This is a genomic window from Flavobacterium sp. (assembly GCF_044341265.1).
GTDB lineage: Bacteria > Bacteroidota > Bacteroidia > Flavobacteriales > Flavobacteriaceae > Flavobacterium.
In genome coordinates, this window is sequence record NZ_JBIISA010000030.1 from 1 (window position 1) to 23,530 (window position 23,530).

At 30.6% G+C, this 23,530-nt stretch carries 24 protein-coding genes; 22 read left to right on the forward strand and 2 right to left on the reverse strand.

Annotated features, from left to right (window positions below):
* Nucleotides 1-153 precede the first annotated feature (153 nt).
* From ACIQ06_RS12900 to ACIQ06_RS12955, 12 genes are all read left to right on the forward strand, one after another.
* Nucleotides 154-672, forward strand: a complete 519-nt coding sequence (locus ACIQ06_RS12900; protein ID WP_396146954.1) for a hypothetical protein — start codon at nucleotides 154-156, stop codon at nucleotides 670-672.
* Nucleotides 673-914: 242 nt separating this feature from the next.
* A complete protein-coding gene (locus ACIQ06_RS12905; protein WP_396146956.1) occupies nucleotides 915-1,700 on the forward strand; it encodes a DUF3667 domain-containing protein in 786 nt (261 codons plus the stop codon).
* Between the two features lie 208 nt (nucleotides 1,701-1,908).
* Nucleotides 1,909-3,021 (forward strand): TlpA family protein disulfide reductase, encoded by a 1,113-nt coding sequence (locus tag ACIQ06_RS12910; protein WP_396146958.1) that lies wholly within the window; start codon nucleotides 1,909-1,911, stop codon nucleotides 3,019-3,021.
* Nucleotides 3,022-3,239: 218 nt separating this feature from the next.
* The gene (locus ACIQ06_RS12915; RefSeq protein ID WP_396146960.1) at nucleotides 3,240-3,668 is read left to right on the forward strand and encodes a hypothetical protein; all 429 of its coding nucleotides are present in this window, start codon (nucleotides 3,240-3,242) and stop codon (nucleotides 3,666-3,668) included.
* On the forward strand, nucleotides 3,661-4,137 hold the full coding sequence (locus ACIQ06_RS12920) for a hypothetical protein (RefSeq protein WP_396146962.1): 477 nt from the start codon (nucleotides 3,661-3,663) through the stop codon (nucleotides 4,135-4,137). Before ACIQ06_RS12915 ends, ACIQ06_RS12920 begins: the two co-directional genes overlap by 8 nt.
* Before the next feature lie 36 nt (nucleotides 4,138-4,173).
* Nucleotides 4,174-4,416 (forward strand): hypothetical protein, encoded by a 243-nt coding sequence (locus ACIQ06_RS12925; protein ID WP_396146964.1) that lies wholly within the window; start codon nucleotides 4,174-4,176, stop codon nucleotides 4,414-4,416.
* Between the two features lie 46 nt (nucleotides 4,417-4,462).
* On the forward strand, nucleotides 4,463-4,984 hold the full coding sequence (locus ACIQ06_RS12930) for a hypothetical protein (RefSeq protein WP_396146965.1): 522 nt from the start codon (nucleotides 4,463-4,465) through the stop codon (nucleotides 4,982-4,984).
* A gap of 130 nt (nucleotides 4,985-5,114) precedes the next feature.
* The gene (locus ACIQ06_RS12935) at nucleotides 5,115-5,393 is read left to right on the forward strand and encodes a hypothetical protein (RefSeq protein ID WP_396146967.1); all 279 of its coding nucleotides are present in this window, start codon (nucleotides 5,115-5,117) and stop codon (nucleotides 5,391-5,393) included.
* Between the two features lie 154 nt (nucleotides 5,394-5,547).
* Nucleotides 5,548-6,033, forward strand: a complete 486-nt coding sequence (locus ACIQ06_RS12940; RefSeq protein WP_396146969.1) for a YciI family protein — start codon at nucleotides 5,548-5,550, stop codon at nucleotides 6,031-6,033.
* Nucleotides 6,034-6,245: 212 nt separating this feature from the next.
* Nucleotides 6,246-8,258 carry a M48 family metalloprotease gene (locus tag ACIQ06_RS12945; protein ID WP_396146971.1) on the forward strand — a complete coding sequence of 671 codons (2,013 nt, stop codon included), beginning with the start codon at nucleotides 6,246-6,248 and terminating at the stop codon, nucleotides 8,256-8,258.
* A 162-nt stretch (nucleotides 8,259-8,420) separates the two neighbouring features.
* Nucleotides 8,421-9,209 carry a DUF3667 domain-containing protein gene (locus ACIQ06_RS12950; RefSeq protein WP_396146974.1) on the forward strand — a complete coding sequence of 263 codons (789 nt, stop codon included), beginning with the start codon at nucleotides 8,421-8,423 and terminating at the stop codon, nucleotides 9,207-9,209.
* Nucleotides 9,210-9,249: 40 nt separating this feature from the next.
* Nucleotides 9,250-10,401 (forward strand): alpha/beta hydrolase-fold protein, encoded by a 1,152-nt coding sequence (locus tag ACIQ06_RS12955; RefSeq protein WP_396146976.1) that lies wholly within the window; start codon nucleotides 9,250-9,252, stop codon nucleotides 10,399-10,401.
* A gap of 42 nt (nucleotides 10,402-10,443) precedes the next feature.
* Here the strand turns inward: ACIQ06_RS12955 and ACIQ06_RS12960 are convergent, their stop codons facing one another.
* A complete protein-coding gene (locus ACIQ06_RS12960; protein ID WP_396146978.1) occupies nucleotides 10,444-11,256 on the reverse strand; it encodes a hypothetical protein in 813 nt (270 codons plus the stop codon).
* A gap of 252 nt (nucleotides 11,257-11,508) precedes the next feature.
* On the opposite strand from ACIQ06_RS12960, the gene ACIQ06_RS12965 reads away from it, so the two are divergent.
* The 8 genes from ACIQ06_RS12965 to ACIQ06_RS13000 all read left to right on the forward strand — a co-directional run bounded on the left by ACIQ06_RS12965 (nucleotide 11,509) and on the right by ACIQ06_RS13000 (nucleotide 20,281).
* Complete coding sequence (locus tag ACIQ06_RS12965) at nucleotides 11,509-11,940, forward strand: MarR family winged helix-turn-helix transcriptional regulator (RefSeq protein WP_298308273.1); 432 nt, start codon at nucleotides 11,509-11,511, stop codon at nucleotides 11,938-11,940.
* An 81-nt stretch (nucleotides 11,941-12,021) separates the two neighbouring features.
* Nucleotides 12,022-14,412: a 3-hydroxyacyl-CoA dehydrogenase NAD-binding domain-containing protein gene (locus tag ACIQ06_RS12970; RefSeq protein ID WP_396146980.1), complete on the forward strand. Its 2,391-nt coding sequence runs from the start codon at nucleotides 12,022-12,024 to the stop codon at nucleotides 14,410-14,412.
* 4 nt (nucleotides 14,413-14,416) lie between these two features.
* Nucleotides 14,417-15,598, forward strand: coding sequence for an acetyl-CoA C-acyltransferase (locus ACIQ06_RS12975; RefSeq protein ID WP_396146983.1), 1,182 nt, complete (start codon nucleotides 14,417-14,419; stop codon nucleotides 15,596-15,598).
* A 32-nt stretch (nucleotides 15,599-15,630) separates the two neighbouring features.
* Nucleotides 15,631-15,984 (forward strand): four helix bundle protein, encoded by a 354-nt coding sequence (locus ACIQ06_RS12980; RefSeq protein WP_396146985.1) that lies wholly within the window; start codon nucleotides 15,631-15,633, stop codon nucleotides 15,982-15,984.
* Between the two features lie 45 nt (nucleotides 15,985-16,029).
* Nucleotides 16,030-17,820 (forward strand): acyl-CoA dehydrogenase family protein, encoded by a 1,791-nt coding sequence (locus ACIQ06_RS12985; protein WP_396146987.1) that lies wholly within the window; start codon nucleotides 16,030-16,032, stop codon nucleotides 17,818-17,820.
* 102 nt (nucleotides 17,821-17,922) lie between these two features.
* Nucleotides 17,923-18,411, forward strand: coding sequence for a hypothetical protein (locus tag ACIQ06_RS12990; RefSeq protein ID WP_396146989.1), 489 nt, complete (start codon nucleotides 17,923-17,925; stop codon nucleotides 18,409-18,411).
* Nucleotides 18,412-18,455: 44 nt separating this feature from the next.
* Nucleotides 18,456-19,025 carry a YdeI family protein gene (locus tag ACIQ06_RS12995; RefSeq protein ID WP_396146991.1) on the forward strand — a complete coding sequence of 190 codons (570 nt, stop codon included), beginning with the start codon at nucleotides 18,456-18,458 and terminating at the stop codon, nucleotides 19,023-19,025.
* Between the two features lie 65 nt (nucleotides 19,026-19,090).
* Entirely contained in the window at nucleotides 19,091-20,281 is a 1,191-nt protein-coding gene (locus ACIQ06_RS13000) for an LETM1-related biofilm-associated protein (RefSeq protein ID WP_396146993.1), read from the forward strand.
* On the opposite strand, the gene ACIQ06_RS13005 is transcribed toward ACIQ06_RS13000, so the two are convergent.
* Nucleotides 20,278-21,201 carry a LysR family transcriptional regulator gene (locus ACIQ06_RS13005; RefSeq protein WP_396146995.1) on the reverse strand — a complete coding sequence of 308 codons (924 nt, stop codon included), beginning with the start codon at nucleotides 21,199-21,201 and terminating at the stop codon, nucleotides 20,278-20,280. The two genes, ACIQ06_RS13000 and ACIQ06_RS13005, sit on opposite strands and share 4 nt — an antisense overlap.
* An 85-nt stretch (nucleotides 21,202-21,286) precedes the next feature.
* Between ACIQ06_RS13005 and ACIQ06_RS13010 the strand changes: the two genes are divergently transcribed.
* Nucleotides 21,287-22,054, forward strand: a complete 768-nt coding sequence (locus ACIQ06_RS13010) for a prohibitin family protein (protein ID WP_396146997.1) — start codon at nucleotides 21,287-21,289, stop codon at nucleotides 22,052-22,054.
* A 31-nt stretch (nucleotides 22,055-22,085) separates the two neighbouring features.
* On the forward strand, nucleotides 22,086-23,522 hold the full coding sequence (locus tag ACIQ06_RS13015) for an NADP-dependent isocitrate dehydrogenase (RefSeq protein ID WP_396146999.1): 1,437 nt from the start codon (nucleotides 22,086-22,088) through the stop codon (nucleotides 23,520-23,522).
* Nucleotides 23,523-23,530: the final 8 nt, after the last annotated feature.

Consider the following 23,530-nt stretch of genomic DNA (forward strand, 5'->3'; position numbering starts at 1 on the left):
CAACAAATTTACCGATACAAATAACTGTGGTGTAAATGTCTTTTTTCCTTGCATGAGTAAATTTAAAAAAAATCAAATTTATTTACAAGGTTTTGTATATTTGAGTTGTGCAACATGCACAGCGGTTACAAACAATTTTAAACCAAACCTCTTATGAAAAAAATCGGAATTTTATTATTTACAATTTTAATTTTATCTTGTAGTTCAGACGATAGTTCTGAAAATTCAAATCAAAGCCAAAATGGTTTCACTTATAACGGAACGTTTTACGAAGTTAAAACTGTCTACATTAATGACGAAAACACAATCAACAGTAATCCAAGTGACATTGGATTTAGTTTAATTAACAAAACATCTGCCGAAATAAATAGCGGAAATGATTTAACTAACGTTGCTACACTTTATTTTGATTTTAATGCTGTTAATGTTGAACAAACAACTTACACTAATATACTAGATTATAACGGAAAAATAAATGCAAATAGAACAAGCGGAAGTATTACTGGCGGAACAGAAATTTTATCTGATAACCAAACTACTTTACAAGCAAATAATATCAGTGTTACAATTAATAATATAACATCAACAACTGTAAACTTTACTTTTTCATTTACAAGAACAGACGGACAAACTATTTCTGGACAATATAACGGTACCTATTTAACATTATAATTTTAAAACAATAAAAAAACCTTTTTTATTACTTTCTATCTTATTTATTTCTCAAGCTCTGCGAAGTCTCCTGACTTCGTAGCAATAGTAAACATAGACTTGCGTTTTTATCTTTGTGGAAAATACCCGATAACTCGAATTTGCAATCCATACACATAAAGAAGTTGATATCAACAAATAAAATCCTAAAAGCACTTTCTAACCAAAGTGCTTTTTTTTTTATTATTGTAAAAAGAAATGTAATGAGCTACAACACTACTTGCTTAAACTGTAACGAACTTGTAACCAAAAAATTCTGTCCCAATTGCGGACAAAAAACCGATACGCATCGAATTACTTTCAAACATTTCATCACTCATGATTTACTTCACGGTGTTTGGCATATAGAAAAAGGAATTTTATTTACATTGAAAGAAGCCTTACTTCGTCCAGGAAAAGCAGCTTTGGATTATATTTCTGGTAAAAGAATTCGATACTATAATGTCTTTTATTTGACACTTTTAATGATTGGTTTAAATTTATTTCTTTCACATTATTATGATCAATTGTCGCAACACTATTTTGGCACATTTGATTATTCTTCTAGAAATAAAGTAGGCACCACACTTGATACCTTCTTAAATAACTATTCCAAGATACTTCTTTTCTCTGTCATCCCATTATTTGCCTTAAACAGTTTTATATTGTTCAGAAAAAAGAAACTGAATTTAAGCGAACATTTCATAATTGCCGGAATGATTTTTCTTGGTTTTTTAAGTATTGTAACCGTGGGAATAGTTATATCGTTCCTTTATTTTTTGAATTATGTTGACGTCATTACTGATATTATTGATTATCTGATACCACTACTTCTTCTTTTTTTCCTAATAAAAAACTACTACAGCACCTTTAAAAACTCCTATTCTACTTTTAACATTAGTTGGCGATTACTCCTATTTATCCTACTATTACTTATTGAATTGTTCGCTTTTATAATACTATTGTATGGCTATATAACGGATTGGAAATTTGGAAAAGTAACCTTTTAGTCTTTAAAAAATACCAGCTCTACGAAGTATCCTGACTGCGCAGCAATAATAACTTAGGCTTGCGCTTGCGTTTCTATCTTTGTGGAGAATAATCTGGTGACTACAATTTTATCTTTCTAAGAAATTCATTAGATTTGTTTGGTTAGTGTTCGCGGCAGCAACTGGTGTAAGTCTAGACACTTTAGCATCAAGATTAAAAAAAAACACAATGAAAAAACAAGTATTAGTTATTTTAATTTCCATTTTCTTTATCTCTTGTCAAAAAGAAAATATTTCTATCCAAGGAAAATTCAAAGGAATTGAGAACAATGCAGAGATTACATTAATCGACATTTCCTCCAAAGAAAAAATTGCATCCTCCGCAGCAACCAATGGCTACTTTGAGTTAAATGGATACCTTAAAGATTCCGTTCCAAGCCTTTATTGGCTTCAAATTAAAACAAAAGAGTCAACTAAAATATTGAATTTAATGCTTCAACCAAATGAAAATATTAGTATAGATAATATTGGAAATGACTATCCGAAAAATTTAAAAATAAGCGGCTCAAAACATTCGTCTGAATTTTATGAATATTATAAATTAATGGAACCTTTAGACAACGAGCGTGAACTAGCAACAGCTAAGTTCTCAAAAATTGAAGATAAAACTCCACAAATTGATTCAATTTATTGGGGAAAAAACGGATTAATTACATTAATCGATAAAAAATATGAAGAACAAACGAAATCATTTATAGCAAAAAATTACGATACTTATTTTGGTCTCAGTACGCTAAGTCGCTATTACAAAAACTTTTCAAAAGATGAACTAAAATTAATGTATAGCAATTTGAGTAAAGAGCTTAAAAATTCACGATATGGCCAATTGGTTAAGATATATTCAACCAATAGTGGTTTAGTAATTGGTAATAAATATGTCGACTTTGAAGCCATAAATGAAAACGATGAGAAGATAAAGTTTTCAGATTGTATTGGTAGCCATTTCACATTATTAAATTTTTCAACCTATCATTGTGTCCCAAGTATGAAGTCCTTTGAAGAAATTTCTGCTTTATCAAAAAAATACAATTCCAAACTTAAAATTGTGAATTATTACGTTGATGCGGATATAAATGGATTTGAAAGTTTTTTAAAATCAGATAATGAGAATTGGAATTTTCTTAGAAATATTGAGGGTAGATTCAGTAGTGTTTATGCATTATATAATATTACTTCAACGCCGACCATTTTTCTATTCGATAAAAAAGGAATTTTAATCAAAAAACTTATTGGATTCGATGCTAAAACAAAATTAGAAATCGAAAAAAAAATATCATATTAAACCTAAGCTCTGCCAAGTCTCACCAGCTCTGCGAAGTCTCCTGACTTCGCAGCAATAATAAACTCAGCCTTGAGCTTGCGTTTCTATCTTCGCGGAAAATACTAATATGTTTTCAATTCTATCTTTAAAATTAATTCACTAGTTTTGTTTGGTAAGTGTTTGCAGCAACAAAGCGAAAGTCGCAATACATTAGCAACAATAATTTTAAATCGCAATAAATGAGGTATTTAATAATCATATTGACATCTACAATTGTAACATCTTTCTCAATATACGGACAAGCGAAAAGCAACAATATTGACAATAAACAGACAATTCAAAACATAAAGTATGTGTTTGACGATTACGTTAAATTTCAAGAATCAACAGATTCAATAGCAGATAAAGATCTAATGACTAGTAGTCTTAAATCACTCAACAAAATAACAAATCTTAATGAATTAGAGTTTTTAGTAAACGTATGGATGTATTACGATCCTACAGACTTTCCGAGTATTCCTGAAATTAATAGAATCCTTAAAATCAGTAGACCAGAAAGTATAGAAGCTGTTAAAAAAAGAATGGCTAACAAAAAAGAATGGGAAAGCGAAGAGTCAGCACCATATTCAGATTTAAAAAATCTTTTGAAACAACTTGAAAATGAATAGAAAAACATGTTTTAACTGTGGTTTTAAACAATGGCTGACTATTAAAATATTAATTGGAGCAATATCCTTCTTATTGATTGCTTGTAATAAAATTACTTCTGGAAATGATTTAACAGAATCAGATATTAAGAAAATTAAAAAGTTGGGAATTTTAAATGACAACGAAGGAATAATTAAATTTTATTCTGAATATAAAAAAAATGTTGCTGGCAATTTTTTTACTAATAAGCGTATTGCATCATATTGGAAAGACGAGAATAATAAAACTAAAGATAATATAAATAGCGCATTTTATCAGGATATTATAAGAATAGATACTATTACAAATGCTGGCGCTTCATTTTCACCATATATTAATGTAATGCGAAAAGACAGTACCACATTTAAAGTTTGTTTCGACGGCGAAAAAGCCGAAATAAGAAAAACATTTGAGGAAGTTATTTCAATTTGGAAATCCAATAAAAAATAATTTCAGTTGCTAACCACAGGTACTAAACAAATTAAAATGAAAGCTAAAATTGTTATACCACTATTAATTGTTCTTGTGCTTTTAACAACCTTATTTAGTTGGTCATTTTATATTCGCATCAGAATGGATTACAATTCAGAAGGAACCTATTTTGATAACGAAACTTTAGTTGTCTATAACGAACAAGCTGTATTAGTTTACGGAATAATTACATTTATATTGCTCACATTGACAGTAGTAACAACTTGGAATTTAAAATCAACATTTAAGAACTTCTAAGAACATCCGAAGACGAATATTGGATAGTATTAAAAAAAATAAAAGTATGAGAATTGTACTAGTAACACTAATTTTAATGACTCTTATTTCTTGTAAAAAAGAAAACGATAAGCAACAAAACATAGAGAAAACACAAACCAAAAAAAATAATATTGATACTATTGAAATATCAAAAAAACATAAAATCAACAAAATTAAATGTGATTTAGACGGAGATAAATTGGATGAAACTATAGAAATTGTAAAAAGCACTAAAAGTGGAAAAAGCGGATTGCGAATAGTATTCGGAAACGGAAAAAGGACAGATTTTCTTGGAATGGGAAATGATATTTTAAATCAAGGTTTCGACGAGATTGATTGGGCAGGAATATTTAAAAAAGCACCAAAAAATGAAATTTATTGGAATAATGTAAATGAAGAAGGAGAAATAATATCAGAAGGAGAAATAAAAGAATCTGATAAAATTAAACTTTTGAATGATGGAATATATATACACGCAGAAGAAAGTTGTGGTGGAGGAATAATTTATCTGAAAAACGGAAAATACGAATGGATTCAACAAGAATAAAATGTCAACCACTAACAGTCGTTTTTAAGAAATCAGAGATTTAAGGTTTAATTTAAAGTTTAGGGCTTAAAAATATCCAGCTTCATGAAGCGAAAAACGTTAGCTATATTGTTAAAAAAACGAATATTATATGAATCCAAATAAATTTACAGCTATTCTTGTTTTAGTAATTAATCTCTTTTATTTTATTCCTAATACGATAAAGATTATTTTATCTGGCGGTGGAGCTTTTGGGTTTGGTTTAATTGCACTACCTTTTACCATTCTTGCTAACTTATTTTCTATTCCGAGTATACTAACATTAACAAAAAAATTTGAAAATAGAAAATCATTACAATGGATTAATATAGTTGGACTTTTAATTTGTAGTTTTTTATTAGGTTATATAATGAGTACACGCGGATATTAAAAGCAACTCTATTGCCAAAAGCGGTTACAAGAAATTTCCAGCTCCACAAAGCGTTCAATTTAATGTGATGCTCTTCTAAGACTACTGACTTTATAGCAATTTGTTAAATTTGCTATAGAAAATAGTAAAACAACTTAACAATAAACATATCAAGATGATGAAATATATTTTTGCAATAACATTTTTGCTTAATACAAATTTGACGTTTGGACAATCAAACTCAGAAAAAGACACTTTAATTTCAAACCCAAATTACGATAAGACACTATCCGAAAAATTAGGCGGTGATGATTATGGAATGAAAAGCTACTTCTTGGTCATTCTGAAAACTGGAACAAATACTACTACCGACAAAGAACTTATTGCCGAAAGTTTTAGAGGTCACATGAACAACATTAACCGCTTGGTCGAAGAAGGCAAATTAATTGTTGCAGGACCTTTAGGAAAGAATGACAATAAATACAGGGGTATTTTCATTTTGAATAATTTAAAAACTATGGAAGAAGCAAAAGAATTATTACAAACAGACCTTGCCATTAAAAACGGAATTTTAGACTACGAGATATTTACTTGGTATGGTTCGGCTGCACTTCCAGAATACTTACCGCTTTCAGATAAAATCTGGAAGATTAAACCTTAAAATTTATACAAAACAACATAAATAAAGATTGAAAACCTATATAAGAACATAGGTTAAACATAGCAACAATTAATTGTCATTATGGTGTAGTTTTTTTCATTTAATAAATAAATATTTAGTATAATTGTAAGAAAATTTACCTCAATCAAATTTTAATACTTACCATAAAAGCAGCTTTAATGAATATTGAAATCTCGAATAATTTTAAAAAAATGACAACAAAAGCAATTGTGTCAATTGTTTTATTTTTAATTGTTTACATTTTACTTCTATTACTTGCAATTGTACTTACTATAGCTAGTGTCATTGGAGGATTTTATATCATTACATCTCATTTTCATTTTATAACATTGGGGTTAGGTATTGGTTTAGCTAGTTTAGGTTTCTTTATCCTAGCTTTCTTATTCAAATTTATTTTCAAAAAACATAAAATTGACCTAAGCCATCTTACAGAAATTACCAAAGAAAATGAGCCAAAATTATTTAATCTTATTAACGAAATTGTAAAAGAAGTTGATACAGATTTCCCAAAGAAAATATACCTTTCATCAGATGTAAATGCCAGTGTATTTTATGATTCAAGTTTTTGGAGTATGTTTTTTCCAATAAAGAAAAATTTACAAATTGGATTGGGACTTGTAAACACAACAACTGAACAAGAATTCAAAGCAATTCTAGCTCACGAATTTGGGCATTTTTCACAAAAAAGCATGAAGGTTGGAAGTTATGTTTACAATGTAAATCAAGTGATTTTCAACATGCTATATGATAATGAATCTTTTCGTACAATGATTCAAAATTGGGCAAACATCAGCGGATACTTTTCAATTTTTGTAGTAATTGCAGTAAAAATAATTGAAGGTATTCAATGGATTTTGAAAAAAATGTATGAATATATCAATATCAATTATTTAGCTCTTTCAAGAGAAATGGAGTTTCATGCAGACGAAGTTGCCGCAAATGTAGCTGGTTCGTTACCTCTTAAAGAATCATTATTAAGAATGGACTTATCCAATCACTCTTACAATTCTGTATTAAATTTTTATGAAAACAAACTAGCTGAAAACATTAAAAGTAATAATATTTACAAGGAACAAAGTTTTGTTTTAAACTATTTAGCAAAAGAAAATAATATAGTCATTAAAAACAATTTACCAATAGTAACTCCAATAGACATTAGTCGCTTCAATAAGTCTAAATTAATTATTAAAGATCAATGGGCTTCTCACCCAAGTACAGAAGATAGAGTTTTAAATCTTGACAGATTAAATATTATTAAAGAAACAACTAATCAAGAGTTAGCAATCTCATTATTTACATCTCCAAATGAAATTCAGGAAAAAATAACTAACAAATTATTTTCAATAGTAGAAAACTCAAACAATTTAACCTCAATAAACACTGACAACTTTATAATTGACTATTGTAAAGAGTATGAAAAAAATGGCTTTAATAAAAAATATAATGGCTTTTATGACAATAAAAATCCTAATCATTTTGATGTAAACACAGTTGAAAATTCAAATAAAACTGAAACTATTGAGCAACTTTTTAATAAAGAAAATATAGATGTAATATATGATTATATAGCATTAGAAAACGATAAAAATGTTATAAAAAATATAGAAGACAAAGTAATATCAGTAAAAACATTTGATTATGACGGACAAAAATATAATACAAAAGAAACAAGTTCGTTACTAAGTAAAATTGAAAATGAAATAGAAGATTTAAAAAATAAAATAACTCAAAATGATATTACAATTTACGCTTTCTTCTATGACCTATCAAAAAAGAAAGGTGAAGAAAGTAAGTTAAAATCGGCATATACAACATTCTTTAATTACGATAAAGAATATAATAAGAAGTCAGAATTGTACTCAAATATTATAAATGCAGCAGTTTTCATTCATAATGTTACACCTATTGAACAAATAAAATCACATTTAAGTAAGTTGAAAGAAATTGAAGTTGATTTGAAAAAAGAAATCAAAAACATTCTTGAAAGTGAAATCTGCAAACCAGAAATTTCAGAAGCAATAAAAGAAAACTTCGATTTATATTTAAAAGAAAATTTGGTTTATTTCAATCATGATAAATACATCGAATCGAAATTAGAAATCCTTTTTAAATCAATAAACAATTATGCGTATTTAATTTCAAGGGAGTATTTCTTGACTAAAAAAGAGTTATTAGATTATCAAATAAGTTTATTATCTAAATAAATTATTACTGTAAAATTGTAATAAGATCAACAAATAAACAAAAATACATCATTCATGGTGAAGTTTTATATTTATACTTAATCCAATAATTTTAATATATTTGTTTGAATTGTAATTAAAACATCAGTCAATACCTATTGAATCTCAATACAGTAGAAATAAATGACCAACACCAACTGTCTTAACTGCGGAAAAGTACTCATCGATAAATTTTGTTCTGGTTGCGGACAAAAAGCCGATACACATCGTATTACTTTTAAAAATTTTATTTTTCACGACGTACTTCATGGTACGTTTCATCTAGATAGAGGAATTTTATTCACAGCAAAACAAGCTTTAACGCGTCCTGGAAAAGCATCATTGGAATATATTGCAGGAAAGAGAAAACCCTTTTATAATGTGTTTTACTTGATTTTGATTACTATTGGTTTAATGTTATTTACGCGTCATATTGGCGATTCTTTAAATAACCAAGACGAAACAATTACTCAAAGTAAAGAATACATAAATGAAGCCAGCAGAAAAATAGATGAACTATTTGATCAAAAAAATAAAATAATAATTTTCCTATTCGTTCCTTTTGCTGCTTTAAACAGTTTCATTTTATTTAAAAGGAAAAAGCTAAACTTAAGCGAACATGCAATAATTGCAGGAATGATATTATTAGGTGTGCTATTAATTTCCACTTTCTCTAACATTCTCTTTTGGTTTAAACCAATTCAATACATTGGTCTTGTTATAAGTTTACTAATAATAGCACTTATTCTTTTTTACATTTGTTTTGGATATTTTAATGCCTTTGGTGAAGAATATTCCAAGTTAGGAATTACCTGCAGAATTGTATTGTTTTTTGTATTGATTGGTATTGAAATACTAATTTTAACATCGATTTTAGTTGGATTTGTAACCAATTGGAAATTTGGTAAAATTCAAATAACACCTTTTGGCTGATTAATTTGAAATCTCTTTAATAAATTTAAAATTAGAAAATATGAAAAATTCATTGGTATTGTTCTTTTTCCTTTTCCTAGTTAGTAGTAAAGCACAAGAAATAGCAAAAATTGAAAACATAAAAATCAATTCTAAAGAGCTACAACAAGAACGTGAAATTTTAATTTACACTCCTCAAAGTTATAATGAAAATCTATATTCTTATTATGATGTAATCTATGTATTTGATGCACACGCCAGAGAGTTTTTTGATTATGTACATTCTGTAATAAGTTTTTTAAGCAATACTTCTAAAAAGTTTATAGTTGTAGGTATAACTTCACCTTACAATGAAAAATTAGATTACAGCAGAAATAATGACTTTCTACCGTATCCTAAAAATACCAATCCGAAAGATTTTTATAATGGTTATTCCGGAAATGCCGACAACTTCTTGAGATATGTAAATAAAGAAGTGGTTCCTTATGTAGAATCCAATTATAGAACATTAAATCACAGAACAGCAGTAGGACATTCTTTGAGTGCATCGTTTATTGTGTATGCAATGTTAAACGAAACCAATTTATTTGACAATTACATTGCCATTTCTCCCAACTTTTCTTTCGATAAAGAACGATTAGTAAATGATATTAAACAATTTGATTATACTAAAATAAAAAACAATAAATTTCTATATGTAAGTCATGCCAACGAAGCCCAAAATTGGAAAGAATGGAAACCTGCAAGAGAAAAAGTATATTCGTTTCTGCAAGATTCTCTAAAAACAGATAAGCTGAAAGTTGTAATTAAAGATTACTCAACAGAAACCCATTGGAGTACTTTTGCACCGAGTTTTAATACTGCTATTCAATATTATTTTGATAACATTTATGAAAGCCAACAAAAAGAACTTTCTGCAGAAGCATATGAAATTACAATCAATGTTAAAGTTCCAAATAAAGAAGATGAAATCTACATTACAGGAAATCAAATAAATTTAGGAAATTGGAATCCAAGTCAGGTTAAAATGAATAAAAAATCGGATTTTGAAAGAGAATTAAAAGTAAAGCTACATTCGCCAGCACAATTCAAATTCACAAAAGGTTCTTGGGAAACAGAAGCCGAAGTTAAAAACAGCATTTCAGAAAACATAACGATTATGCCTAAAAAAGGCAAAGAATACAGCTTTGAAATTGTTGGTTTTAATCAGTAAATTCTAAAGACACAATTCTAAAAAAAAAATTCTACTAATATTTTAAACCAAAAAATCAGAAATCAAGCGCTGTTTAAAACGGTCTAAGGTTTTTAAATCGACATCAATTTCGTCATTCGAAATATCGAATGGATCGTCTAATCCTACTATAAGTAAATACAAATAACAAAACAAAAAAGTAATAGAAAAAGTCACAAAATAGTCAGCAGCTGTAGTTTTAAATTTGGTGATTAACAACAAAGCCATTACAATAAACAAAATGCTTTGCAACAAAGTATAAGCAGGTTTAATAAAGTTATTTCTTGAAATGGAATACGCACGAGTCAATTGTTTACGCATAGCATTAGTATTTTCTTGAATACCTTTTATAGCTTCTTTATCAACACCACGTTCGGCAAAATAATAGGCAATTTCGTTAGAATGTCTAATCAAAGGAAAAATAACATTGGAATCTTTCGCTTTAGAATAAATCCAAGAAATAATTCCGTCAGTTACAAAAAGTAATTCCTCACGAAGAAAAGCGCTATTCAATTCCTCTTTACACAAATCAGAAGTACCTGTTCGTGGAGCTTTGAAAGCCAAATAAATCCAATCTTTAATCGCTTCTAGATTTGCAGCAACTTCACCAGGAATCTTTTCACTTTCCTTAAAATCCGACATCGTAGCGGCAAGTAATAATCCGAAAACAAAAAAAGCACCTGTAAATATGATGGTAATATCGGATAGTTCAATCAAATCATGAAAATCTTGTCCGTAAATAGACAAATTTTTAAAAACAAAGTTCTTAATCATTAGTATAACAATACCAGCAATAAACGATTTTATAACAATAGCTCTTTTTGTAAAGAAACGCATAATGACTTTTTTTTACAAACATAGTAAAAAGTTACTTTAATATTTTCTGCAACACAGATTAGAAAAGTTTTAATAATTTCTCTAATCAGTATTCCAAAATAAAACTTCATATAGCTCACTTCTTACTTCGTATTTCGTACTTCAAACTTAAAAAAATACTATGCGTGCATAAAATTTAACATAAATACTATGCGTGCATAATAAATTTTTTATATATTTGAATCCGAAACTAAAACGATATAGTAAAATATGATGAAAGAAAAAACTATAGATTATGTGCTACGCGCGACATGGCAAGCAGTTTCACGAATGTATAACGAGGAAGCATCAAAATTTGATGGTTCTATGGCAATTGGATTTGCCTTATTAAGTATAGACAAAGAAGAAGGAACACCTTCAACTTACATAAGCAACCGAATGGGAATGGAAGCAACATCGCTAACTAGAACCCTAAAAACATTAGAAGAAAAAGGATTAATCATAAGAAAGAAGAATCCAGATGACGGAAGAGGCGTTTTAATATACCTGACTGATTTAGGAAAACAAATGCGCGAACAATCAAAAACTACAGTGTTAAAATTTAACGAAGTAGTAAAACAAAACATCACTGAAGAAAAACTAAACCATTTTATGGAAGTAGCCGATGTAATAAATGATTTGATAACAGAGAAGAAGATTTTTTAGAAAGTTGTAAGTTCTAAGTTGTGAGTTATAAGTCTTACAACATAAACTTACAACATATAACTCAAAACATACAACAAAAAAATGAAACGAACAATTAAAAAAGTGGCAGTCGTAGGTTCTGGAATCATGGGTTCTGGGATAGCTTGTCATTTTGCTAACATCGGTTTGGAAGTACTCCTTTTAGACATTGTGCCAAACGCACTAACCGAAATCGAGGAAAAGAAAGAACTAACTTTAGAAAGTAAAGTCGTTCGTAACCGTGTGGTAAATGACCATTTAGCAAATGCTTTAAAGAGCAACCCATCACCTATTTACAGTCAGAAATTTGCAAGTCGAATTACGACAGGAAATACAACAGATGATATGTCCAAAATTGCAACTTGCGATTGGATTATTGAAGTTGTGGTAGAACGTTTAGACATCAAGAAATTGGTTTTTGAACAAATCGACAAATTCCGTAAACCAGGAACTTTGGTAACTTCAAATACATCAGGTATTCCAATTAACTTTATGAGTGAAGGAAGAAGCGATGATTTTCAAGCACATTTCTGTGGAACGCATTTCTTCAATCCAGCACGTTATTTGAAATTATTCGAAATCATTCCTGGTCCAAAAACCTCTCAAGAAGTTTTAGATTTCTTATTTGAATACGGTTCGAAATTTTTAGGAAAAACTTCTGTAATTGCAAAAGATACTCCTGCTTTTATCGGAAACAGAATCGGAATCTTCGGAATCCAAAGTCTATTTCACCAAGTAAAAGAAATGGGATTAACCATTGAAGAAGTTGATAAATTAACAGGTCCAGTTATTGGTCGTCCAAAATCGGCTACTTTCAGAACGGTTGACGTAGTTGGTTTAGATACTTTAGTTCACGTAGCAAACGGTATTTATGACAATTGTCCGAATGACGAAGCACACGAATTGTTCAAACTACCAGATTTCATCAACAAAATGATGGAAAACAAATGGCTAGGAAGTAAAACTGGTCAAGGATTTTACAAAAAAGAAGGCAAAGAAATTTTGTCATTAGACTTAGATACATTAGAATATAGAGCGGCTAAAAAAGCATCGTTCGCAACTTTAGAACTAACAAAAACAATTGACAAACCAATTGATAGATTTAAAGTTTTAGTAAAAGGAAAAGACAAAGCTGGAGATTTCTATAGAAAAAATTTCTCTGCAATGTTTGCTTACTGTTCTAACAGAGTTCCTGAAATTACTGACGAATTCTACAAAATCGACGACGCTATGAAAGCTGGTTTCGGTTGGGAAAACGGACCATTCGAAATTTGGGATGCCATTGGTGTAGAAAAAGCCATCGCAATCATGGAAGCTGAAGGATACAAACCAGCAGCTTGGGTAACTGATATGTTGATTTCAGGAAATAAATCATTTTACTCTGTTAAAAATGGTAAAACGTGTTTCTACAACATTCCTTCAAAAACTCAAGAAGAAAAACCAGGACAAGATGCTTTTATCATTTTAGATAATATCAGAGAAAGTCACAAAGTTTGGGGTAACTCAGACGCATCAGTTATCGATTTAGGTGATGGAATTTTGAACTTAGAATTCCATTCAAAAATGAATACTATTGGTGGTGGCGTTTTAACCGCAATCAACAAAGCAATCGACTTAGCTGAAAAAGACTATAAAGGATTAGTGATTGGAAATCAAGGAACTAATTTCTCTGTAGGAGCGAATATCGGAATGATTTTCATGATGGCAGTCGAGCAAGAATACGACGAATTGAATATGGCTATCAAAATGTTCCAAGACACTATGATGCGAGTTCGCTACTCATCTATTCCAGTAATCGTTGCGCCACACGGAATGACACTTGGTGGTGGATGCGAAATGAGTATGCACGCCGATAAAGTTGTTGCTGCTGCTGAAACATATATTGGTTTAGTAGAATTTGGAGTTGGAGTAATTCCAGGTGGTGGTGGTTCTAAAGAAATGGCAGTTCGCGCAGCCGATTTGTTCCGCAAAAATGACGTTGAATTAAATGTTCTTCAAGAAAACTTCCTAACTATCGGAATGGCAAAAGTAGCTACTTCAGCCTATGAAGCCTTCGACTTGGGAATTTTACAAAAAGGAAAAGACATCGTTGTGGTAAACAAAGACCGTCAAATTGCAGTTGCTAAACAAGTAGCATTACAAATGGCTGATCAAGGTTACACACAACCAGTAAGAAGAACTGACATCAAAGTGTTAGGTAAACAAGCTCTTGGAATGTTCTTAGTAGGAACCAACCAAATGGTAGCAGGAAAATACATCTCAGAACACGATTTAAAAATTGCCAACAAATTAGCTTATGTAATGGCTGGAGGTGATTTGTCTGAACCAACATTAGTAAGTGAACAATATTTATTGGATATTGAAAGAGAAGCATTTTTATCACTTTGTACAGAAAGAAAAACATTGGAGCGTATCCAATTTATGTTAACAAAAGGAAAACCTTTAAGAAACTAATCAAATGAAAACAGCATATATAGTATCCGGATTTCGTACAGCAGTTGGAAAAGCGCCAAAAGGAGTTTTCCGTTTCAAACGTCCTGACGAATTAGCAGCAGAAACCATCGAACACATGATGGCACAGTTTCCAGATTTTGATAAAAAACGAATTGACGACGTAATGGTTGGAAACGCAATGCCAGAAGCTGAGCAAGGTTTAAATGTAGGTCGTTTAATTTCCTTAATGGGATTAAAAGTAACTGATGTTCCTGGTGTAACAGTAAATAGATATTGCGCTTCAGGATTAGAAACTATCGGAATGGCAACAGCAAAAATCCAAAGTGGAATGGCGGATTGTATCATTGCTGGTGGCGCTGAAAGTATGAGTTTTATCCCAATGGGCGGATATAAACCAACACCAGATTACGCTGTTGCAAAAGAAGGACACGAAGACTACTATTGGGGAATGGGTTTAACAGCAGAAGCCGTTGCCAAACAATTCAATGTTTCTCGTGAAGATCAAGATGAATTTGCTTTCAATTCACATCAAAAAGCATTAAAAGCTCAAGCCGAAGGTAAATTTGACAAACAAATTGTTCCGATTAATGTAGAGCAAACGTTTATCAATGAAAATGGTAAAAAAGAAACCAAATCGTATGTTGTAAATAAAGATGAAGGTCCAAGAGCTGACACAAATATTGCCGCTTTAGGAAAACTAAAACCAGTATTTGCAGCTGATGGTTCCGTAACTGCTGGAAACTCTTCACAGATGAGTGATGGTGCGGCTTTCGTTTTAATCATGAGCGAAGAAATGGTTAAAGAATTAGGTGTTACTCCTATTGCAAGATTAGTAAATTTTGCATCTGCAGGTGTTGAACCAAGAATTATGGGAATTGGTCCAGTAAAAGCAATTCCAAAAGCACTAAAACAAGCAGGTTTAACATTAAATGATATTGATTTAATTGAATTAAATGAAGCTTTTGCATCACAAGCATTAGCAGTAACTCGCGAATTAAATTTAAATCCTGATATCATTAACGTAAACGGTGGTGCAATTTCTTTAGGCCATCCACTAGGTTGTACAGGAGCCAAATTATCAGTACAATTATTTGAAGAAATGCGATTAAGAAAATCTAAATACGGAATCGTGAGTATGTGTGTTGGAACTGGACAAGGTTCTGCTGGAATTTATGAATTATTATAGAAAATAGAGGCAAGATACAAGAGACAAGACTGATGAAACATAACTTTAAAAATCTTAAAATTTGGATTTTATCAATGGAAATCACTTCAGATATTCATAAAATATGTTTAGAGTTTCCAAAGAGTGAAGTTTATGGTTTAGTTAGTCAAATGAATAGAGCTGCTGTTTCAATGCCTTCAAATATTGCAGAAGGATCCAATAGAGGAAATATACACTTTAAACATTATTTAAATATAAGTTTAGGGTCATCATTTGAATTACAAACACAATTATTAATAGCAAATCAAAATAAATATATAACCGACGAAAAAACGATAGAAATAGAAAATAAGATTATCGAATTCCAAAAAATGACAACTGGTTTTATCAGTAAATTGGACGTTTAATCTTTTCTCTTACATCTTTCTTCTTTTCTCTAAAAAAAATAAAAAATGAGCGATATAACCAGAGGAGGACAATTCCTAGTTAAAGAAACAAAATGTGAAGATGTTTTCACTCCAGAAGATTTCTCGGAAGAGCAAATCATGATGCGTGATTCTGTTAAAGAATTCGTTGATAAAGAAATTTGGCCAAACAAAGACCGCTTTGAGCATAAAGATTATGCATTTACTGAAGAAACCATGCGTAAAGCAGGTGAAATGGGCTTTTTGAGCGTTGCCGTTCCAGAAAATTATGGCGGAATGGGAATGGGATTTGTGGATACTTGTTTAGTTTGTGATTATATTTCGGGTGCAACAGGTTCGTTTTCAACAGCTTTTGGTGCACATACCGGAATTGGAACTATGCCAATTACTTTATACGGAACAGAAGAACAAAAACAAAAATACGTACCAAAATTAGCTTCTGGTGAATGGTTTGGAGCTTATTGCTTAACAGAACCAGGTGCAGGTTCGGATGCTAATTCAGGAAAAACGAAAGCGGTTCTTTCAGAAGATGGAACGCATTATAAAATCACAGGACAAAAAATGTGGATTTCTAATGCAGGTTTTTGTTCTGTATTTATTGTTTTCGCAAGAATTGAAGATGATAAAAACATTACAGGTTTCATCGTAGAAAATGATCCTTCAAACGGAATTTCTATGGGTGAAGAAGAGCATAAATTAGGAATTCGTGCTTCTTCTACTCGTCAGGTTTTCTTTGCTGATACTAAAGTTCCAGTTGAAAATATGTTAGCTGCTCGTGGCGAAGGTTTCAAAATTGCAATGAACGCTTTAAATGTTGGTCGTATCAAATTGGCAGCAGCTTGTTTAGATGCTCAACGTCGTGTGACTTCAAATGCTGTTAACTACGCTAACGAAAGAGTTCAGTTTAACACACCTATTTCATCATTTGGAGCTATTCGTTACAAATTGGCAGAAATGGCAACTTCGGCTTATGCAGGAGAAAGTGCTACTTATCGTGCAGCAAAAGATATTGAAAACAGAATCAAACTTCGTGAAGCTGAAGGATCAAGTCATCAAGAAGCTGAATTAAAAGGAGTTGAAGAATTTGCTATCGAATGTTCTATTCTTAAAGTAGCTGTTTCTGAAGACGTTCAAAATTGTGCTGATGAAGGAATTCAAATTTATGGTGGAATGGGATTCTCTGAAGATACACCAATGGAAAGTGCTTGGAGAGATGCTCGTATTGCTCGTATCTATGAAGGAACCAACGAAATCAACAGAATGTTATCGGTTGGAATGTTAATCAAAAAAGCGATGAAAGGTCACGTTGATTTACTTGGACCAGCAATGAAAGTTCAAGAAGAATTAATGGGAATTCCATCATTTGACACACCAGATTATTCTGAATTATTTTCGGAAGAAAAAGAAATGGTTGGCAAATTGAAAAAAGCCTTCCTAATGGTTGCAGGTGCTGCAGTTCAAAAATACGGAATGGATTTAGACGCTCACCAACAACTATTAATGGCTGCAGCTGATATGTTAATTGAAATTTACATGGCAGAAAGTACCATTTTAAGAACTGAAAAATTAGTAAAATCAAAAGGTCAAGAAGCTGTTAAAGAACAAGTTGCAATGGCTGAATTATACTTATACAAAGCCGTTGATATCGTAGCTTCAAGAGGAAAAGAGAGCATCATTTCTTTTGCAGAAGGCGACGAACAACGTATGATGTTAATGGGATTAAGACGTTTTACAAAATATACCAACATGCCTAATATTGTAGGATTGAGAGAAACAATCACTTCAAAATTAGTAGCCGAAAATAGTTATTGTTTTTAATTTTTAGTTAAGTTAATTGTTAGAAGAAACCACTCGAGAAATTGAGTGGTTTTTTTAATGCCTTTTTCAATACTAAAAAACTAACTTTTAAGTTATTATAAAATGAAAAAGTTAGTTTACATACTCCTTCTAATACTACTTGCTTCTTGCAAATCAAAGCAACCTAGCATAGCTGAAGTTAAGAAAAATGAATCTGTTGAAGTTACAACTCATTTCGAAAAAATTAATCTGAAAGAGGTTAATAATCAAAAACTTACAAAAGCATATAATCTTGGCAAACGTTTATTAGAAACTTGTAATACTTCAAGATTTAAAGTTTTTTCAAAAGAAGAAGCCACCGACAAAGTGATTCAAAATACAACCGTTGAAAAAATAACAAAAACTTGTCAGAAAATTTTAATGCGTAATGGAAAGTTTATTGATTTGAATCTAATTGATGTAACTCAAGATAACGAAACAGAAGACTTATTTTTTAGATATAAAATCGAATATGAAAAGAAATATTTCGAACGTGAATTGTATATCACAATAAACTCAGAAGGCAAAGTTTCAGAAATGAAAACAAAAGAGTTACCCAAAAAGCCTATGTAAAATTGATTTTTTTGCTACTTTTGAAAAATAGCAAAGAATGAATTTTGGACAAAAAAGACTTACACTATTTTAAAAACACTCAAGAATGGCGAGATTGGTTGCATGAAAATCATCATTCATCTAGCGGCATCTGTTTAATGTTTTACAAAGTTGGAAGCTCAGAAGAAAGCATGCGTTGGGAAGAAGCCGTTCAGGTTGCTATTTGCTATGGTTGGATTGATTCTACCGTAAAAAAAATTGATGAAGAACGACGTAAGCAAATGTTTACTCCTAGAAAAGACAAAAGCGTTTGGAGCAAACTCAATAAAACTTACATTGAAAGACTCCTTGATGAAAACTTGATGCACGAAAGTGGTTTGAGAAAAATTGAAATAGCCAAACAAAATGGTTCATGGGAATCACTAGATGCTGTTGAGAATCTTGAAATCCCAACTGATTTACAAAAAGCTTTTGATGTGAATAAAACTGCCTTCAATAATTATCAAAACTTTAGTCCATCCTACCGAAAAAGTTATTTGTATTGGCTAAATCAAGCCAAACGTGAAGAAACACGCAACCTCCGAATTGCAGAAATCGTTCGGCTTTGTGAAGAAAACATAAAATCAAGGCAATAAAATCTTAACATTTATAGTCTTGAACTTTCTTAAAATTACCTAGCTTTGTAACTCTAAATAAAGCTATGATAAACCCATCTGCACATGGTTGGATTGATAAGTATTTTGTGGAACAAAAATCATTGTTCGACACTACTATTGATGGTTTATCGTTTTATAAAAACATCAGAACCACTGGATTTATTTATGGACATATCATTGCAATAAATTCCAATCCAACAATAGAAATATCACAATGGAAATCGGATGAAATTTCTAAAGTTGCTTTACTGACAACACTTCTTGATGTTTATCTTTTTACTTTTCAAAAAGAAAATTCAGAAGATTTTATCAAAAAAACAGTTGTCTTTTACAAAGAAATGACACCAAAAGGTTTTGTGCTTTTAGATAAAATAATGACTTCTAGTTCGAGTTCAAAATTAGAAACTTTGATAAACGAACGCGTTCAAACGAACAAAGATATTATCAGTAAAAATTTCTCTCATATTGTAACAAATGCACTATTGTTTGTAGATGTTTTAGCATTTCACCAATATCTACAAAAAGGAGAAATTCCAGAAAAATACTTGAAACGCATGGAAGAAACGATTATGAGTATTGTTTCTTTAGCATTAAAGGTTAAGACTATTAAGTCGCAACACGATGATTTATTGATAAAATTATTTGAAGCGTCGGTTCGTTATACCAAATTTTCAAAAGTAAGTATTCAGAATTTAGAAGAATTACCATTGGATTACTTTACTAATGATTTGGAAAAATTCTATCTTTTAGATTTAGCAGGAATCACACTTTGGAATGATGGAAAAGTAGAAAATGACGAAGTATATTTCCTTCATAAATTGGCAGAAGCTATGTCAATTTCTAGCGATTTTGTAAATGAAAGTGTTATTGCAACCAATGAATTTATCACCTTGCACAAAAAAGAAATTCAGTATTTTAATTATTCCAATCCTGTAAAGCATTTTTACGACCAAACCACTACTGGAGTTCAAGTTTTGATTAAAAGAAATCAAAAACGATTGACTAAAGAAATCTCTGAGAGCAAGGAATTAATGAAACTTCTAGCCAAATCAACTCAAAAAGATTTGAGTACGGAAGAAAAAAAGAAAGTAAAAAAACAATTACTCGACATTTGCAAAAGCATTCCGTCATTAACTATTTTTTTACTTCCTGGTGGCGGATTGTTATTACCTATTTTGATAAAATTTATTCCGCAATTATTGCCTTCAGCTTTTAATGAGAATTTGGAGGATTAGTAATTATTAATCCATGCAAAATGATTGTTTTTAATTTCTTCATTATTCTTGGTTACAAAATCTAAATAAGCTTTTGCCACTGGACTCAACTTTTTGCCTTTCAACCAAATCAATCTCCAACTTGATACTAAAGGAAGTTTATTTATCGGAATAATTTTAATGTCACCTTTTTCCAATTCATTTTTTAATCCAATAAGCGGCATAATTGAAAGCCCCAAACCAGCAATAACGGACTGTTTTACAGCTTCGTTGGATGTTAATTGTATTTTCATATTGGGAACAATTCCTGTTTTATCTAAAAAATTTTCCATTGAAAGTCTTGTTGCCGAACCTAATTCTCTATAAATAAGAGGCTGATTTGAAACATAATTTAATAAACTTGAACCTTGATTTATTTCGGTAAACCTATTCCCTACCAAAAATAATTTATTATCCATAAGTGGCATTGATTCAACAGTTATATCATTTGGAAGTATTGACACTAGAGCAAAATCTATTTCATTATTTTTTAATGATTTTACAACTTTACTTTTATTGGTAACATCCATTTCGAGTTCTACCTCAACATTATTTTTCATAAATTCTGACAAATAGTAAGGCATAACATATTTTCCTGTTGAAACGACAGACAACTTTAGTCTTCCAGATAATTGTCCTTTGAAAGCTTGAGTTTTATAATTAATTGCATAAACTTCATTAATTATATTTTCTGCAGCTAAAGCAATTTCTTTACCAAAATCAGTTACATATAACTTTCTCCCGATAACTTCTGTGAGAGGAATTTCAAATTGATCTTGAAAATTCCTTAATTGAATTGAAACTGCTGGTTGAGTAAGATGCAACTCCTCTGCTGCTTTAGTTATGCTTTTAGTTTGAGTTATTTTCAAAAAAACTTGTAGTTGATGTAAGGTATAATTCATAAAAATATTTTATATATATCATTACAAATATAAATAAAAATATATGAATATAATATTTGAAATTTGTAAAAAAAATATGAAATCTATGAAAACAATTATCGCAATTCTAATTACTGGCTTAACATTTACTAGCTGTGTAACTATCAAGCCTGGTGAAGTTGGTTTAAAACAAAAACTTGGGAAATTATCTGATCAAGTTTATCCTCAAGGACCTGTATTTTTTAATCCGTTTACTTCAAAAATCGTTCGTACCTCAATTCAAACAAGAAATTTAGAATTGAGTTTAAACTTGCCTAGTAAAGAAGGTTTAAGTATTACTTCTCAAATTTCTATTCTTTATAGACTAGAAAAAACTGATGTGGTAAAAATTGTAAATGACCTTGGCCTAAATTATGAAGGAATTATTGCCAATGTATTCCGTTCTGCATCTGCAGATATTTGTGCTCAATATTTTGCTAAAGATATGCATTCTGGTAAAAGATCTGAAATAGAAGCAGATATATTGAAGAGGATGTCTAGCAATTTGCAAAATAAAGGAATTATAATAGAATCTGTTTTAATGAAAAGTATTCAATTACCTGTTGGACTATCGCAATCAATCGAAAGCAAACTTAGAGCCGAGCAAGACGCAATGAGAATGGAGTTCGTTTTACAACAAGAAAAATTTGAGGCTGAGAGAAAAATAATTGAAGCAAAAGGTACAAGAGATTCTCAAAAAATATTATCCGAAGGTTTGACAAATGAAATCATAAAGCTAAGAAGTATTGATGCTTTCAATGAATTATCAAAATCTCCAAACACTAAGATAATAGTAACCGATGGTAAAACTCCTTTTTTAATTAATCAAGAATAACAACTTAATAACTAACTAAATAACAAATTAAATGACACGAATTACAATAGCCAAAGGCGATGGTATTGGTCCAGAAATAATGGACGCAACTCTAGACATTATTAAAGCTGCTGGTGCAAACTTAGAGTATGATGAAATCGAAGTAGGTGAAAAAGTTTACTTATCTGGAAATACATCTGGAATAGCTAATGAATCATGGGATATAATAAGAAGAAATAAAATTTTCTTAAAAGCTCCAATTACAACTCCACAAGGTGGTGGCTATAAAAGTCTAAATGTAACTACTAGAAAATTTCTTGGTTTGTATTCAAATGTTCGTCCATGTATGAGTTTACATCCGTTTGTTGAAACCAAACATCCTAAGATGGATATTGTAATAGTTAGAGAAAACGAAGAGGATTTATATGCCGGAATTGAACACCAACAAACTGACGAAGTAGTTCAATGTTTAAAAATCATAAGTCGTCCTGGATGTGAAAAAATTATTCGTTATGCTTTTGAATATGCTAAAGTATATGGAAGAAAAAAAGTAACCTGTTTCACAAAAGATAATATCATGAAACAATCGGATGGATTATTCCATCAGATATTTGATGAAATTGCAACAGAATATCCAGAAATAGAAAACGAACATTGGATTATTGATATTGGTGCTGCAAAAATGAGCGATACACCAGAAGTTTTTGATGTAATCGTTACTTTAAATCTATATGGAGATGTGCTTTCAGATATTGCTGCTCAAATTGCAGGTTCTGTAGGTTTAGCTGGTTCTGCAAATATCGGAGAAGAATGTGCCATGTTTGAAGCTATTCATGGTTCAGCACCAAGAAGAGCTGGGCAAAATTTAGCGAATCCTTCTGGTCTATTAGAAGGCGCTGTAATGATGTTAAACCATATTGGACAAACTGAAATTGCCGAAAAAGTTCAAAATGCATGGTTAAAAACTATTGAAGATGGTATTCACACTTATGACATTTACAAAGAAGGAACTAGTAAAGAAAAAGTGGGAACAAAAGAATTTGCGCAAGCAGTAATTTCAAATTTAGGTAAAAAACCTTCTTTACTAAAAGAAGTATCTTATGCCAAAGAAGGAGCCTTAAATTTACCAAAATACATCAAGAAACCTGCTGCCAAAAAAGAACTTGTAGGAGTTGATATTTTCGTTCATTGGAATGGAACTAATCCAAATGAACTTGCTGAGAAAATTCAAAAGCTAAATAATGATAACGTTAAGCTTAGCATGATAACTAATCGTGGTATCAAAGTTTGGCCAGATGGATTTAGCGAAACATTTTGCACAGACCATTGGCGTTGTAGATTTAAACCTTCAACTAATGGAGTTTTAGAAAAAAAGGAAATTTTAAGACTTCTTAATGATGCAATGATAGAAAATATTGACACAATAAAAACAGAAAATTTATACAACTTTAATGAAAAACCTGCCTACTCACTCGGACAAGGACAATAAAACCTTGA

Excerpts from the sequence above, each read along its gene's own strand:
- ACIQ06_RS12900 (WP_396146954.1), top strand. The coding sequence starts at position 154 with ATGAAAAAAATCGGAATTTTATTATTTACAATTTTAATTTTATCTTGT.
- ACIQ06_RS12905 (WP_396146956.1), top strand. The coding sequence starts at position 915 with ATGAGCTACAACACTACTTGCTTAAACTGTAACGAACTTGTAACCAAA.
- ACIQ06_RS12910 (WP_396146958.1), top strand. The coding sequence starts at position 1,909 with ATGAAAAAACAAGTATTAGTTATTTTAATTTCCATTTTCTTTATCTCT.
- ACIQ06_RS12915 (WP_396146960.1), top strand. The coding sequence starts at position 3,240 with ATGAGGTATTTAATAATCATATTGACATCTACAATTGTAACATCTTTC.
- ACIQ06_RS12920 (WP_396146962.1), top strand. The coding sequence starts at position 3,661 with ATGAATAGAAAAACATGTTTTAACTGTGGTTTTAAACAATGGCTGACT.
- ACIQ06_RS12925 (WP_396146964.1), top strand. The coding sequence starts at position 4,174 with ATGAAAGCTAAAATTGTTATACCACTATTAATTGTTCTTGTGCTTTTA.
- ACIQ06_RS12930 (WP_396146965.1), top strand. The coding sequence starts at position 4,463 with ATGAGAATTGTACTAGTAACACTAATTTTAATGACTCTTATTTCTTGT.
- ACIQ06_RS12935 (WP_396146967.1), top strand. The coding sequence starts at position 5,115 with ATGAATCCAAATAAATTTACAGCTATTCTTGTTTTAGTAATTAATCTC.
- ACIQ06_RS12940 (WP_396146969.1), top strand. The coding sequence starts at position 5,548 with ATGATGAAATATATTTTTGCAATAACATTTTTGCTTAATACAAATTTG.
- ACIQ06_RS12945 (WP_396146971.1), top strand. The coding sequence starts at position 6,246 with ATGACAACAAAAGCAATTGTGTCAATTGTTTTATTTTTAATTGTTTAC.
- ACIQ06_RS12950 (WP_396146974.1), top strand. The coding sequence starts at position 8,421 with ATGACCAACACCAACTGTCTTAACTGCGGAAAAGTACTCATCGATAAA.
- ACIQ06_RS12955 (WP_396146976.1), top strand. The coding sequence starts at position 9,250 with ATGAAAAATTCATTGGTATTGTTCTTTTTCCTTTTCCTAGTTAGTAGT.
- ACIQ06_RS12960 (WP_396146978.1), bottom strand. The coding sequence starts at position 11,256 with ATGCGTTTCTTTACAAAAAGAGCTATTGTTATAAAATCGTTTATTGCT.
- ACIQ06_RS12965 (WP_298308273.1), top strand. The coding sequence starts at position 11,509 with ATGAAAGAAAAAACTATAGATTATGTGCTACGCGCGACATGGCAAGCA.
- ACIQ06_RS12970 (WP_396146980.1), top strand. The coding sequence starts at position 12,022 with ATGAAACGAACAATTAAAAAAGTGGCAGTCGTAGGTTCTGGAATCATG.
- ACIQ06_RS12975 (WP_396146983.1), top strand. The coding sequence starts at position 14,417 with ATGAAAACAGCATATATAGTATCCGGATTTCGTACAGCAGTTGGAAAA.
- ACIQ06_RS12980 (WP_396146985.1), top strand. The coding sequence starts at position 15,631 with ATGAAACATAACTTTAAAAATCTTAAAATTTGGATTTTATCAATGGAA.
- ACIQ06_RS12985 (WP_396146987.1), top strand. The coding sequence starts at position 16,030 with ATGAGCGATATAACCAGAGGAGGACAATTCCTAGTTAAAGAAACAAAA.
- ACIQ06_RS12990 (WP_396146989.1), top strand. The coding sequence starts at position 17,923 with ATGAAAAAGTTAGTTTACATACTCCTTCTAATACTACTTGCTTCTTGC.
- ACIQ06_RS13000 (WP_396146993.1), top strand. The coding sequence starts at position 19,091 with ATGATAAACCCATCTGCACATGGTTGGATTGATAAGTATTTTGTGGAA.
- ACIQ06_RS13005 (WP_396146995.1), bottom strand. The coding sequence starts at position 21,201 with ATGAATTATACCTTACATCAACTACAAGTTTTTTTGAAAATAACTCAA.
- ACIQ06_RS13010 (WP_396146997.1), top strand. The coding sequence starts at position 21,287 with ATGAAAACAATTATCGCAATTCTAATTACTGGCTTAACATTTACTAGC.
- ACIQ06_RS13015 (WP_396146999.1), top strand. The coding sequence starts at position 22,086 with ATGACACGAATTACAATAGCCAAAGGCGATGGTATTGGTCCAGAAATA.